The organism is Achromobacter sp. D7-1 (assembly GCF_059760445.1).
The window spans coordinates 1-13,220 of the sequence record NZ_JCBAMT010000036.1 but is presented as its reverse complement, the minus strand read 5'-3'; the positions used below and the strand labels follow the sequence as shown (position 1 = coordinate 13,220).

At 61.1% G+C, this 13,220-nt stretch carries 11 protein-coding genes; 7 read left to right on the top strand and 4 right to left on the bottom strand.

All coding sequences use genetic code 11. The features are described 5' to 3' along the window. The first annotated feature begins 45 nt into the window (after window positions 1-45). The 5 genes from AC6LKD_RS16750 to AC6LKD_RS16730 all read left to right on the top strand — a co-directional run bounded on the left by AC6LKD_RS16750 (window position 46) and on the right by AC6LKD_RS16730 (window position 5,454). Window positions 46-1,005: a LysR family transcriptional regulator gene (locus AC6LKD_RS16750; protein WP_013396408.1), complete on the top strand. Its 960-nt coding sequence runs from the start codon at window positions 46-48 to the stop codon at window positions 1,003-1,005. 214 nt (window positions 1,006-1,219) lie between these two features. Then, on the top strand, window positions 1,220-2,440 hold the full coding sequence (metC, locus tag AC6LKD_RS16745) for a cystathionine beta-lyase (RefSeq protein ID WP_498116873.1): 1,221 nt from the start codon (window positions 1,220-1,222) through the stop codon (window positions 2,438-2,440). Window positions 2,441-2,480: 40 nt separating this feature from the next. Next, entirely contained in the window at window positions 2,481-3,416 is a 936-nt protein-coding gene (locus tag AC6LKD_RS16740; protein WP_498116872.1) for a 4-hydroxy-tetrahydrodipicolinate synthase family protein, read from the top strand. Window positions 3,417-3,546: 130 nt separating this feature from the next. Further along, complete coding sequence (locus AC6LKD_RS16735) at window positions 3,547-4,326, top strand: SDR family NAD(P)-dependent oxidoreductase (RefSeq protein ID WP_498116871.1); 780 nt, start codon at window positions 3,547-3,549, stop codon at window positions 4,324-4,326. A 108-nt stretch (window positions 4,327-4,434) separates the two neighbouring features. Continuing rightward, window positions 4,435-5,454, top strand: a complete 1,020-nt coding sequence (locus tag AC6LKD_RS16730; protein ID WP_498116870.1) for a Bug family tripartite tricarboxylate transporter substrate binding protein — start codon at window positions 4,435-4,437, stop codon at window positions 5,452-5,454. Between the two features lie 84 nt (window positions 5,455-5,538). On the opposite strand, the gene AC6LKD_RS16725 is transcribed toward AC6LKD_RS16730, so the two are convergent. After that, a complete protein-coding gene (locus tag AC6LKD_RS16725) occupies window positions 5,539-7,857 on the bottom strand; it encodes a molybdopterin-dependent oxidoreductase (protein WP_498116897.1) in 2,319 nt (772 codons plus the stop codon). 251 nt (window positions 7,858-8,108) lie between these two features. Between AC6LKD_RS16725 and AC6LKD_RS16720 the strand changes: the two genes are divergently transcribed. Then, window positions 8,109-9,365, top strand: a complete 1,257-nt coding sequence (locus tag AC6LKD_RS16720) for a D-amino acid dehydrogenase (RefSeq protein ID WP_498116869.1) — start codon at window positions 8,109-8,111, stop codon at window positions 9,363-9,365. A 69-nt stretch (window positions 9,366-9,434) separates the two neighbouring features. Here the strand turns inward: AC6LKD_RS16720 and AC6LKD_RS16715 are convergent, their stop codons facing one another. The 3 genes from AC6LKD_RS16715 to AC6LKD_RS16705 all read right to left on the bottom strand — a co-directional run bounded on the left by AC6LKD_RS16715 (window position 9,435) and on the right by AC6LKD_RS16705 (window position 12,254). Further along, entirely contained in the window at window positions 9,435-10,397 is a 963-nt protein-coding gene (locus AC6LKD_RS16715) for a bifunctional GNAT family N-acetyltransferase/nucleoside diphosphate kinase regulator (protein WP_492274153.1), read from the bottom strand. A gap of 92 nt (window positions 10,398-10,489) precedes the next feature. Further along, complete coding sequence (locus AC6LKD_RS16710) at window positions 10,490-10,987, bottom strand: hypothetical protein (RefSeq protein ID WP_492274154.1); 498 nt, start codon at window positions 10,985-10,987, stop codon at window positions 10,490-10,492. A gap of 202 nt (window positions 10,988-11,189) precedes the next feature. Beyond that, window positions 11,190-12,254 carry a GlxA family transcriptional regulator gene (locus AC6LKD_RS16705; protein ID WP_492274155.1) on the bottom strand — a complete coding sequence of 355 codons (1,065 nt, stop codon included), beginning with the start codon at window positions 12,252-12,254 and terminating at the stop codon, window positions 11,190-11,192. A 91-nt stretch (window positions 12,255-12,345) separates the two neighbouring features. Here AC6LKD_RS16705 and AC6LKD_RS16700 point away from each other — a divergent pair, with 91 nt between their 5' ends. Further along, window positions 12,346-13,131, top strand: coding sequence for an alpha/beta fold hydrolase (locus tag AC6LKD_RS16700; protein ID WP_492274156.1), 786 nt, complete (start codon window positions 12,346-12,348; stop codon window positions 13,129-13,131). The last annotated feature ends 89 nt before the right edge of the window (window positions 13,132-13,220 follow it).

Below are 13,220 nucleotides of genomic sequence, written 5' to 3'. Positions count from 1 at the left end.
AACCTACAAGAAATTTTATATTTGAGCCGGCAAGCCGGAGGCGCGATGCAAGAGGTGGACCTTACTCTCACGCAGACTTTTTTCCTCGTCGCACAGGAGGGGACCTATTCCGCCGCGGCGCGCCGGCTGAACATCACCTACCAGTCGGTGGCCAATCACATCCGGCGCCTCGAGCAGCGCGTCGGCGAGAAGCTGGTGATCGCTGGGCGCGGCGCCAAGTCGATCAAGCTCACGCCGCGCGGCACCAGCCTTTACCGGCTGCTGGCGCCGGAATTCGATGTCATGCTGACGCGCCTGGGCAGCCTGATCGATAAGGAGCGGCCAGTCATCCGTATCGGGATGCCGCACGCGATCTTCTACTACCTGCTGCCGCCGGTGCTGACGAAGTTTCGGCGGATGTATCCCAACGTCGAGATTGTTGGCTACGAAAAGGACGTCTCGCTGCCGGAACTGATACGCAACGGCTCGCTGGATGTCTGTTTGAGCGAGCGCTATTTTGGCGATACCGTGATTCCGCAACGCGTTATCTGCCACTATCAACCGGCGCTGGCGTTCCCGTCGAACTGGCCCGCGCCAGCCGATGAAAAGGCGGTTCCGGAATGGGCGCTTGGGCGGCCGCTGGTGACATATGAACCCGGCCAGATGCTCCGCAATATTGCACTGGACTATTTGTCGGTCGGCAACGAGCAGCCCAAGGTCGCGGTGTCTACCTCGACCAGCATGAGCGTCAAGCGTTGCGTCGATGAAGGGCTGGGCTTCGCATTGCTGCCCACCTGGTGCATCGACGAGTCGGATCGGCGCCTGAACTGCATCGCGCTTCCAAACGCGCCGAGGATTCCCATCTATTTCGGCGAAGCCATGTTCCTGAAATCGAATCCGTTTGTCCGTACGCTGCACAAGCTTTGCCTGGAGATTTTTCCCACCACCATCGAAGAGCGCGCGGGCCGGTGGAGCTCCCTCAACGCAAGCAGGCCGAAACGCACGCGCTCCGCTGTCCGAAGCTGAGGCCTTTCATCCGTGCCGGGCCTGACCCGGCATAGCCGGCCCGCCCGCGTCAGATTGTCAGGATTCGGCGGTGATTATTTTTCTCTTTTTGCCTCCGAAAGGGGTAAAAAATCGAAGAGTTTTCACCCACTATCCTCATAGACTTGATCACGTCATCAGTGGTCACCGACTTCCCGTGGAAGCGCTGGCCGTGCATCCACGGAGATTGAAGTTCATGAGGGAAAGCACTCAACTCGTCAGCGCAGGCCGGCATCCGGAACGTTTTGGTGGCCTGGTGAATACCCCCATCTGCAGGGCATCGACGATACTCGCGGGGAGCATGGCGGAATGGGAAGGCATGAAGCGCGCTCGCGCCGCGCAAGAGCCGGGCGCCACCACCTATGGCCGCTATGGAACCGCCACTACCCACGCGTTCGAGGAGGCCATGGCCGCCCTGGAAGGCGGCCACCGCTCCTTGGTCTTTCCCTCGGGCCTGGCGGCCATTGCCACGGCGCTCACCGCATTGCTCAAGGCCGGTGACCATATCCTGGTGTCGTATAGCGCCTATTCCCCGACCCGCTCTTTCCTCGATCGCGTGCTTAGCCGTTTCGGGGTCGACGTACAGGTCTACGACCCTGCTTGCGGCAAGAGCATTGAATCGCTCATGCGGCCCAATACGCGTGTCGTATTTGTCGAATCACCGGGTTCCGAAACACTCGAAATCCAGGACATTCCTGCCATCGCGGCAGTCGCGCATGCGCACGGCGCCTTCGTCGTCATGGACAATACCTGGGCCACGCCCTTGTTCTTCAAGGCCTTCGAGCATGGCGTCGATGTGTCCATCCACGCCGCGACCAAGTACATCGTGGGTCATTCGGATGCCATGCTAGGCGTGGTGACCTGCAACCAGGCCACCTGGCCCAAGGTCAAGGAGACGACGCAGGAAATGGGCCAGACGGCCAGTCCCGACGATATCTTTCTGGCGCTGCGCGGGCTGCGCACCTTGGGCGTGCGGCTGCAAAAGCATATGGCGTCGGGAATCCGCGTGGCCCAATGGCTGGAGCAGCAGGCCGAGGTCGAGGCCGTGGTGCATCCAGCGCTGCCGTCGCATCCGGGTCACGCCATCTGGAAGCGTGATTTCAAAGGGGCGAGCGGCCTATTCACAGTGGTCCTGCGCGCAAGCGATGACGAATCAGTGACCGCCTTTGTCGATACGCTGCATCATTTCGGAATCGGCGTGTCCTGGGGTGGATATGAGAGCCTGGCCATACCGTTCAGTCCGGGTAAGCACCACGGCGATCGCTGGCCTCACAAGGGCAAGGCTGTACGCATGCATGTGGGGCTGGAAGACCCGGAAGACCTGATCGCCGACCTGAAACAGGGTTTGGCTGCGATGGTTTCCTGCCAGGAGGCGCAGCAGCAAGATAATCGGAAAGAAGTCGCCCGCTCGGCTTGAGCCTCACCCATTTTTGACTCGGCCATTATTGGAGATATACATGAGCAAGATGAAGATCACCGGGTCCTTCGTGGCCCTGATTACCCCGTTCAACAAGGACGGCAGCCCCGACTACGAAGCTTTCCGCGAGCTGCTGAAATTCCAGGAAGACAACGGCACCAGCGCCGTGCTCATCATGGGATCCACGGGCGAGGTTTCCATGCTGTCGCAAAAAGAGCGTCAGGACATCATCGTGGAAACCGCGAAGATGAAGACCGGCAAGATGAAGCTCTTCTATGGCTGCACCGGCAACAACACCGAGGCGACCATGGATTACCTGCGTTTTGCGAAGGCCAACGGCGCCGATGGCGCCATCCTGGCCGCGCCCGCCTACATCTGCGCCTCCGAAGCGGACATCGAAAGCTATTTCCTCGAAATCGCCGACGCCACCGACCTGCCGCTGGGCATCTACAACAATCCGCCGCGCGTCAAGAGCGACCTGCACTGGGACCAGCTGCTGCGCATCTTCAAGCACCCGAACTACGTGGTCCACAAGGAATCCACCACGCGCGTGGGCCAGGTGGCGCAGGTGCTGTATGGCGCGCCCGACGTGTCCGTGATGTGCTGCGATTCGCCCAACCTGGGCCTGGTCGTGCCGACCATGAGCCTGGGCGGCCATGGCACGGCCAACATGACCGGCAATATTGCGCCGGCAGAGTTGACCGAGATTTCCCAGCCCTGGACGTCGCCCGAGGTCAGCTTCAGCTTCCGCGAGTCCTATTTGCGCAATCTGCAATTGCTGCACTACTCGTACTCGGCCATCAATCCCGTGGCCATCAAATCGCTGATGAAGGCCGTGGGCCTGCCGGCAGGCGAACTGCGCAAGCCGCTGCGCGCGCTGGAAGGAGAGCCCTTGCTCAAGGGGCTGCGCGCGGTCAAGGCGCTGGGCCTCGACAAGAAGTACGGCTGGAATTCGCTGCAGCTGAAGGCCGCGTGATCCGTTGCTGGACGAGTCCGGAAAGGACGTGCGTCGGAAGATTGTCCGCCCTGCGGCTTCCTGCTGACGGAACGCCTTTCCGGCCATTTCATGGCATGGCTCGGGCTGCGCCTTTGCAATAGGAAACGCTATGGATTTGGGAATTCGAGGCCGCCATGCGCTGGTTTTCGGCGGCAGCAAGGGAATGGGCCGCGCCTGCGCCCATCAGTTGGCGAGCGAAGGCGTCAACGTGACCATCGCGGCGCGCACGGAAAGCACGCTGGCCCAGGCCGCTGATGAAATCACGGTGGCTACGGGGACCCGGGTCCGCTATGCGGTTGCCAATATCACCACGGATGAAGGGCGGATGGCAGCGCTTTCGGTGTGCCCCGCGCCCGATATCCTGGTTAACAATGCGGACGGGGCGCCGCCCGGTGACTTTCGCCAGTGGACCCAGTCTGATTGGCATGCAGCCCTTGATGCCATGGCCCTCGGGCCGATCGACATGATCCGGCGGGTCGTTGACGGCATGATGGAACGCCGCTTCGGCCGCATTGTGAATATCGTTTCTCGCAGCGTCAAAACGCCGCAGCTTGAACTCGGGCTTTCCAACGGTGCGCGCTCCTGCCTGGTGGGTTTTGTTGCGGGCCTGGCCCGCCAGACGGTGCGGCACAACGTCACCATCAACAATTTGCTTCCAGGCGTCTTCGCCACTGATGCGCAGCGGCATCACATAGAAGGAATGCTGGAGCCAGGCGGCAAGAGTTTTGAACAGTTGTGGACGGAGCGCGGATCCAACAATCCTGCTGGACGCTACGGTGAGCCCGAGGAATTGGGCGCGCTTTGCGCATACATCTGTGCGGCCCAATCCGGCTATATATGCGGACAGAATATCTTAATAGACGGCGCCGCCTATCCAGGCACCTACTGATTCGCCTACGATCATCCCCGCTTTCCACACCCCCCTCCTTCATGGATTGCGGGTCCGGGGAGGGGAGCGGTACTCGTTGCCCAACCATTTTCAATGAGATCGTTCGTCATGCGTAATACCCCATTTCGTTCTCGCCGCTTTTGCATGAAAGGCATTGCGGCAATTGTCGGTGGATTGGCCGTGCTAGGTTCAGTACAGGCGCAATCGAAGTCGGACGCCTCCTATCCCAGCCGCCCGATTACCATCGTGGTGCCTCATCCTCCTGGCGGTTCCGTCGACGGCCTCGCTCGCATATTTGCCGTGAAGCTAGGCGAGGAGCTGAAGCAATCGGTCATCATCGACAACAGGGCGGGGGCGTCCGGGATGGTGGGTGCAGGCGTGGTCGCGCGTTCAGCGGCAGATGGCTATACCTTGTACCTGAATGCCTCGATCCACAACATCAACCCGTTGCTTTATGGGAAGAAGATGACCTTCGACGCAGTGAAGGACTTCACTCCCATCAGCGGTCTCGCCCAGGGCGCATTGATATTCAGCGTGAACAACGATGTCCCTGCGAAGACCGTGCAGGAATTCGTCGGCGTGGTGAAGGCAGCTCCCAACAAATACAATTTTGCGACCACGGGCTTTGGCTCGGCGGGGCACCTCGCCATTGCGCAGTTCGCATATGAAGGCGGGCTTTCCGATCTGAAGATTCCGATCGTCCTCTATAAAGGCGGCGGTCCCGCCTTGACCGATTTGATCGGCGGGCAGGTTCACGCGCTGGCCGATCCGATGCTCTCCTCGCTGCCCATGGTCAAGTCAGGCAAGATACGTGCGTTGGCGGTAACCGGCGACAAGCGCAGCCCCTTGCTTCCGGACGTTCCGACGATGCGCGAAGCCGGGCTGAAGAATTTCGAGTTTTATTCCTGGTACGGCTTGTGGGCGCCAGCCAAGTTGCCGGAGCCGATACTCAAGAAGCTGGAAGTCGCCACGCAGAAAGTCATGACGTCCGCCAGCATGAAGGAGCAACTCGATAACCTCGGCTTTGAAAGCTCCTACAGGAACAGCGCGGACTTCACGCAGTACATCCAGGCCGAGACGGAAAAATACAGCGCCATCATCAAGCAGGCCAATATCACCGCGGACTGAGGCTATTTCCCATGAACCAGAGCGCCCCATCGAGGGGCGCTCTGAGCGCCGCGGCAACGGCGCGTCCGGCCTTGGACCCGATGGCTATGCGGCGCGATCCGATTTGACGATTGCCGGTATTTCCAGAGCCCGGACCAAGGGCGCAGCTTCTTCCCAACGCATCACCTCGACCAGCGCGGACTGGGCGCTGCTTCCCTGAGTCAAGCGGGAAGTGCCCACGTCGATGGTCAGCACGTTGGGGTTGCCGTGTATCTCCAGATTCGCGTCGGCAGCGTCAAACCATGCTCCCGTAGGCAGGGCCACCACGCCAGGCTTGAGGTCGGCGTCGATAACCGCGGTTGCAAGGCACGCGCCGCGGTCGTTGTAGACCTTGACGAGATCATGTTGGCCGATGCGCCGCGCTTGCGCATCCGACGGCGAGATGCGCAGCGCTTCCCGGCCATTGATCTTGAGATCCACCGATGTCTTGCCGCCATCCATTTGGGAATGGAGCTTGCCAGCGGGCTGCGGGGTGAGCAGGTGCAGCGGCCACCGGGCTGCCTTGGGTGATCCAAGCCACTCGTCCGGCGTCAGCCAGCAGGGGTGGGGCGGACAGTCGGCATAAGCGAATCCGGCGATTTTCTCGGAATACAGCTCGATGCGACCCGACGGCGTACGCAGCGGGTTTCCCTGGGGATCGCGACGGAACTCTTCGAACAGCACAAATGGTCTTTCAGGCTCGGGTATGTCCACGAATCCCCGGCTCCAAAAAGCGTCGAACTCGGGGGCCATATAGCCACTGCCGCGCCATTCCTTAGCCATGGCTTCGTAGATATGCCGCACCCACTCCATCTCGCCACGGCCTTCGGTAAAACCATTTTCATAGCCGCCCAGCGCGGCCAGTTCCCGGAATATGTCGAAGTCATTGCGGCTGGAGCCTATCGGCGCCAGGGCCTGGTGCATGGCGAATACGTGGCGATCCCGGGTCGATCCGCCGATGTCATTTCTTTCCAGCGTGGTGGTCGCCGGCAGCACGATGTCCGAGCGGCGCGCCATGGGCGTCCACCAAATCTCGTGAGCAACTATCGTTTGCGGCCGGCTCCATGCGCGGCTGAATCGATTCAGGTCTTGCTGATGATGGAAGGGATTGCCGCCGGCCCAGTACACCATCTTGATGTCCGGATAAGTGCCTTCGCGCCCATTGAATTCGTAGCGCTGGCCAGGATGCAGCAGCATGTCGGTGACTCGGGCAACAGGAATCACCGAGCCGGTCCGATTGCGCCCCGATTCCATGGCGGGCCCCGCAATCTCCATGCGCGGGTTTCCGGCGCCATTCATGGAGGCATGTCCAAATGCAAAGCCCCCGCCGGGCAGCCCGATATGCCCCAACGCAGCGGCAAGCGCAATGCTTGCCCAGTACGGCTGTTCGCCGCGATGAGCGCGTTGCAACGACCATGCGCAAGTCAGCATGGTGCGAACGTTGCGTGCCTGGCGCGCGAGCGCGCGGATCGTCTCGGCCGGGACATCGCAGATCGCCTGGGCCCATTCGGGCGTCTTGGGGGTTCCGTCTGTCTTGCCTTCGAGATAGTCGCGCAAGGCCGGAAATCCAACGCAATGGAGCTGGAGGAACTCCTCGTCCTGGATGCCATCGGCGATCAGCGCCTGCATCATTGCCAGCATCAGGGCGGCGTCCGTGTTGGGACGAATGGGAATCCAGCGCGCGCGCACGCCGGCAGGAACATCCCCCCTGGTTGGGCTGATGACCACAAGCTCCATGCCCGCCGCCACCGCCCGTTCGAGCTGCCCGGGCACGGGATGGTCGCCGGCGCCGCCTGACGTGATCTGAGTGTTGCGTAACGGCATGCCGCCGAATGCGATCAATAGCCGCGTATGGCTCGTGACACTGTTCCAGTCTGTCACACGGCCGGTCACCGGCGTATAGGTGCCGATCACATGGGGCAGCAGGAACTGCGCAGTGCCCCAGCTGTAGTTCCCCGCCTGATTCGTAAAGCCGCCGCCGGCATTCAGGAACCGGTGCGTCTGGGTGCGCGCATGGTGCAAGCGGCCCGCCGATGACCAGCCATATGAGCCGCCAAAGAGGGCCTCGCTGCCATGCTCCGTCCTCACGCGCTGGAGTTCCGAATGGACCGCTGCAAGGGCTTCGTCCCAACTGACCTCGACGTAGTCGTCACGTCCGCGCTCGCTCCCGTCGCACAAGTGCCGATCGCGCAGCCATCCCTTTCGAATGGCCGGCCGATTCACCCGTAGCGGCGAGTGGACCATGGCAGGCATCGATTGCAGGATGCCCGAGGGCGCGCTGTCATGGGCGAACGGCTCGCAATCGATCAGCCGGCCGCCTTGTGTGACCGCGGTGAAGGCGCCCCAGTGTGAGAGCGAGGGGAAGCGGCGAATCTGTTCAGTCATGATTTGACGAGGTTCTGGCCCAGGGCTCGCGCATTTCGAGGATCCGGACCGATTGCGGATATTCAACGCGCCATTAATGCTAACAACACCGCCGGTGAATTTTCTTTCCATTCGCGCGGATTGGCGTCAGAACAATGAAATAAATTTCACTTCGGCACCCTTTATTCTTGAATCCGGTCAGGCGCGACGCCGCCGGTTTTCGCCTTCCGACTACGCCCCAGATATCACGATAGACCCAGACAACCACGCCCATGAAAGTTCTCATCCTCGGATCCGGCGTAGTCGGTGCCGCAACGGCCTACTATCTCTGCCGCGAAGGCCACGAAGTCGAAGTCGTAGAGCGCCACTCGGCGGCAGGAATGGAAACAAGTTTCGGCAATGCGGGTGGTTTGTGTCCGAGTTTTGCAGCGCCATGGGCCGCGCCGGGGATGCCGATCAAGGTATTGAAGATGGCATTGAAGGCCGATGCTCCGGTGCGCTTTTCGCTTTGGCCGGAATTTGAAAGGCTACGTTGGACCAGGCGATGGCTGATGGAATGCAATGCGCCGCGATTTCGCGTCAACAAACTGCGCATGCAGCGCGTGGCCCACTATAGCCTCGCTTGTCTGAAACAGCTTATGGCCGAAACGCAGATAGCGTTCGATTTTCATGCGGGCGGCGTGTTGCAGCTATTCCAGACCGAAGCGGAGTGCCAGTACGGCAATATTGCCGCCAGCGCATTGAAGGAATTCGGCATTCCCCACGGCGTGTTGAACGGACGCGATGCGCTGGCGATCGAGCCAGCCTTGCGAGACGCCACCGCCAAGATCGCGGGCGGCCTTCATTTGCCGTCCGATGCCTCCGGCGATAGCCACATTTTCTGCCAGGCATTGACCGCCTGGCTTCAGCGTGCAGGCGTGAAGTTCCGCTTCGACACCGATGTGCGGCGATTGCTGCATGAGGGCGGTCGGGTGGTGGGCGCCGAGTCCTCAGGCGGCGTACTGAAGGCCGATGCCACGGTTGTCGCCTTGGGCAACCAGGCTCCGGCATTGCTTGCGCCGCTGGGGATCAAGCTTCCCATCTATCCGCTCAAGGGCTATTCCATTACCGCGCGGGTGACCCATGCTGATCAAGCGCCCAATATGTCGGTCATGGATGAACACAATAAGGTAATGATTTCCCGACTGGGCAACAGAATCCGCGCGGCGGGCATGGCCGAACTGGTTGGCCACGACTTGTCATTGAAGGCAGGCCGCAAGGATGTGCTGGTCCGAGCGGTGCGTAGCCTGTTCCCAAATGGAATCGACTACGCGAACGCCACGTTTTGGGCGGGCCTGCGCCCCATGACACCGGATGGTCCCCCCATACTCGGAATCTCTGGTTGGGACGGGCTGTTTCTCAATAGCGGCCATGGCTCGAACGGCTGGACCCAGGCTTGCGGAACCTCCCGAGTCGTCGCGGATCTGGTGTGCGGTCGCAAGCCTGAAATCGACCTCGAGGGACTCACGATTGAGCGCTTTCGTCGGTAGCATGCCGATTCAACGCTGGCACTTTCCGGTTCAATCGAGGACCTGCGCGGCTGAGCGGCGAATACCGGTCTACAGGTGGAAATCGCCCGCGGCTTCCGGCTGGTAAAGCACTTTCCTGATCCCGATCCGGCGAGTCCGGTCCGAAATCCTCCAGTCGATGGCATCCCCCTCCTGATAGCCCAGGATGGCGGCGCCGACGTCGGAACACACGGAAAACTTTCCGGCGCTGCTGTCTGCGTCTTCAGGGTAGACCAGGGCCACTTCCATTTCTTCACCGTCCAGCTGCAGCAAGGCCCTGGAGTTCATCGTGACCACGTTCCGCGCCACCTGCTGCGGCGTGACGACGATGGCTCGCTCAAGCTCGTGCTCGAGTTCGACAATAGTCGGCCCCTGTTCGAGTTCTATCAGACTCTTGAGCCGGGCCTTGTCGATTTCCGTGATGTAGATATCAGTGGAGTCGCCAACGGCGCCTTCGCGCAAGAGCCGGAGATAGCGCCCCGCAGTCATGGAAAATGACTTCAGCGTCGGCGTTTCGCTTTCAAGCAGAAAGCCGGTGCGCAGAAAGGTCTTCAGCGAGCGCGCGTTGTCCGGGTGGATCTTGGCGATGAGCTTCTGGGCCCGCATATCGAGGAAGGCCAGTTTCATGCCTTCGCGGATCGTGCTGGCGCCGAGGTTCCGACCCCAGTTGTCGCAGTCTCCGATGACTAGGACGATCTCGCAGTCCGTGCCGGTCTTGACGAGGCGGACAAAGCCCACCGGGACGTCGTGCCGGTCATAGGCCATGAAGAACCGGCCACCCTGGTTGAACAGATGGGTCAGGATCGGCAGCTGAGTCCGATCGATGGCTTGCTCGATGAAGCGGGAAACATGGCGCGAATCGCTCAGGTAGCAGGTCACGCGCTCATCTTCCAACCAATCCATCAGCGTCAGCGCGTGTGTCCGGGTAATTTCCGGGCACAACGAAATGAAAGGCTTGTTCATCTTCACCACACTAATTTGTAAAGGATGAAAGCCCTTCATGGCGATGGCCATGACGGTTCTTTCGGCAAACCGCGCATTTTAGGACGGAATGCGGATGGATGCAGGACAGGCCGGAATGGCTGTCGCTGGTAAAGCCGGGGGCTTCAGATGGAATAAACCCTGCGCCGGCGCATGATCCATTGCCAGGAATCCACGAACAGCTTTCCCGACGCGGAAAAAGCGATCAGCACGGCCACGCCGGCAAGCGTGGGCCATTCCTGCGCCCAGGAATGCTCGAACACCAGGACGACGAGCAGGTGCCCCAGCGCGGCCATCAATGGCGCGCCTACTATCCATCCCGCGAGAAACCAACGGTCGTAACGGGTAAAGACCTTCGCGAAACTGAGGTGATAGGCCACACGTGCGACGTAATAGGACAACACCAGAGTCAGGAAAATGAGCGCGATGCCGGCTAGCGTAAAGTCTTCGGATACGCTGACCTTGTGCCAGCCTTGAAGTATCGGGTCGCCGATCAGGATCCATTGGCTGACGGGCGGATCGAAGTGCGCGATCGGAACGATCCCGACACTGCGTGCAAGCCACGCCAATCCGTGGAAGCAATACCAGGAAAAGGTGATCGAAGCCGCCCCGCCGAGGAGCATACGCAGCCTATGGCTAGCCACCGCTGAAACTCCCATAGTGTTCAAGGTTCCCTGAGTATTCCACGTGCAGTCCCGGCCTTCTCAGTAGTCGGTTTTCGTCGTGGCACGCGCTACGTATTCTTGCATGCCACATTGCCGTCCAGGACTCGACATGCGACTTCCGGAACTTGCCGAGGCCAAAAGTTCCGCTCTCGCGGGACCCTTAATCCTCGCTCCCATACCGCTCCATCTTCCACCGCGCCCGCGGCCCCCGCTGCGTGTACTCGCGCCGGTAATCCGCCGGCGTCAGGCCGAACTTGCGCTTGAAGGCGCGGCGGAAGGCCGCGACATCCAGATAGCCGCAGTCATTGGCAATGTCCTCCACCGAGCGCAGCGTCACTTCCAGCCACATCTGGCTTTTCCGCATCCGTATGTCAGTGAGGAACTCATGAGGCGTGATCGTCAGATGCATCCGGAACAGGCGCGCCAGGGTTCTTTCGCTGACGGCCGCATGCTGCGCGGCGTCGCCGATCGTCACCGCTTCCTGTGCATGCGCCAGCAGCCATTGCGCCGCACGATATAGCGGGCTGTCGCGCGTGAGGCCGCTGACTTTCTCGATCGGCAGCGTCGAGGCGATGAACTGCCGCGCGGGATCGAAGACAAGCTTGTCGCGCGACGCGCCGGCCAGTCCGGCGATCCCAGTGCGTTCCATCAGCTCAAGCACGCAGTCATAGGCCAATGAAGGCGTCCCGGCCAGCAGGATGCGCTCGTTGGCCCAGACAATCGGATCGTTGGCGATGGCCAGGTCCGGATGGGCGCGCGCGAAGCCCGACTGGTACGCCCACTGCACCGGCGCCTGCATCTTGTCCAGGACGCCTGCCGCCGCAACCAGCCAGACGCCGGTGCCGATCGCGCAAACGTAGCGCCCGTCCGCCACCGCGCCGCGGATTTCGCGCAGCACCGCTTCGTTGCTTGCCACGCTGGCGCGCAACTGAGGCACTGAAACCGTTTCCAGCGGCGGCACCAAGATGGCGCGCTCCATTGCCCGATCCGGCGCGCCCGGCGGCATGAAGCACAGGTGTTCGGCCTCCGGTTCCTGCGCCGCCATCAAAGGGTCGTAAACGCAGGACCAGGTCACGACATGCCCGGAGGACTGCCCGCTACGGCTGCGGGCGATGCCGTTCGCGGTGCGGAAAGTATCTATCGCGGCATGGACGGGGCCGTTCAACCTGCCGGCAGGCTGCAGCAGGTCTACATGCAGAGGGTAGTTGTCTGGAGCGGCACCCATGATGTCTGTTTGGAGCGCGGTCTTTCCGCAGAGGATCGAACAAAATCAACACGCAAATATTAGATCAACCGACCCCTCCGAGGAGCCTTTCGTGCCTTACGCCATCGCACCCGACGACACCCGCATCTACTACGAAACCTATGGCGACGGCGCGCCCGTCCTATTCATCCATGGAGGCGGCGGCAACACCATATGCTGGTATCAGCAGGTGCCGTTCTTCGCCAGGAACTACAAGGTCATCGTGATGGACCTGAGGGGGTTCAAGAATTCTCCCTGCGCCCCGGAGCGCAACCATCCGCGCCATTACCCCGTCGACGTGCTGGCCATACTGGATCAGGAAGGCATAGGCAAGGTAAACCTCGTGTGCCAGTCGCTGGGTGCATGGGCCGGGCTGCCGCTGGCCGTGAAGCACCCCGGGCGCGTCCAGACGCTCTTCATCAGCGGTTCGCCGACGCCGGCCTATTCACCCGAGACCTGGGAAATCCTGCGCAAGGCCGGCAAGACCTTCGATGACGGCCGCCACGACCTGCGCAGCAAGAGCATCGGCTGGAACCGCAAGAACGTCGAAGCCCGGCCCGAGATGCTGCATCTGTACGGTTGCATCAAGGCACTCAATCCCAAGGGCTTCCTGGCGCTGACCATGCAGGCCGACGACGTCAAGATCCATCCTGTCGAGTTCGAGGGCTACCGCGTGCCGACCTTGATGACGGGGGGAAGCCACGACGATTTTCTCACGCCGGAAAGCCACCATCTGGTCGCGAGACTGCTGCCAAGCAGCCAGAAATACACCTTTGAAGACTCGGGCCACTCTCCGTACTTCGAAACGCCGGACGAATTCAATCGCGTGGTGCTTGAGTTCCTGGACGCGCACAACTAGCTCCCGATGCTGCAAGGAGGAGACAAAATGACTGCCATTAAAAGAACATTGGGATTCGGGCTGGCATGCGCCATGGCGCTGGCTAGCGT

Excerpts from the sequence above, each read along its gene's own strand:
- AC6LKD_RS16750 (WP_013396408.1), top strand. The coding sequence starts at position 46 with ATGCAAGAGGTGGACCTTACTCTCACGCAGACTTTTTTCCTCGTCGCA.
- metC (WP_498116873.1), top strand. The coding sequence starts at position 1,220 with ATGAGGGAAAGCACTCAACTCGTCAGCGCAGGCCGGCATCCGGAACGT.
- AC6LKD_RS16740 (WP_498116872.1), top strand. The coding sequence starts at position 2,481 with ATGAGCAAGATGAAGATCACCGGGTCCTTCGTGGCCCTGATTACCCCG.
- AC6LKD_RS16735 (WP_498116871.1), top strand. The coding sequence starts at position 3,547 with ATGGATTTGGGAATTCGAGGCCGCCATGCGCTGGTTTTCGGCGGCAGC.
- AC6LKD_RS16730 (WP_498116870.1), top strand. The coding sequence starts at position 4,435 with ATGCGTAATACCCCATTTCGTTCTCGCCGCTTTTGCATGAAAGGCATT.
- AC6LKD_RS16725 (WP_498116897.1), bottom strand. The coding sequence starts at position 7,857 with ATGACTGAACAGATTCGCCGCTTCCCCTCGCTCTCACACTGGGGCGCC.
- AC6LKD_RS16720 (WP_498116869.1), top strand. The coding sequence starts at position 8,109 with ATGAAAGTTCTCATCCTCGGATCCGGCGTAGTCGGTGCCGCAACGGCC.
- AC6LKD_RS16715 (WP_492274153.1), bottom strand. The coding sequence starts at position 10,397 with ATGGCCATCGCCATGAAGGGCTTTCATCCTTTACAAATTAGTGTGGTG.
- AC6LKD_RS16710 (WP_492274154.1), bottom strand. The coding sequence starts at position 10,987 with ATGCTCCTCGGCGGGGCGGCTTCGATCACCTTTTCCTGGTATTGCTTC.
- AC6LKD_RS16705 (WP_492274155.1), bottom strand. The coding sequence starts at position 12,254 with ATGGGTGCCGCTCCAGACAACTACCCTCTGCATGTAGACCTGCTGCAG.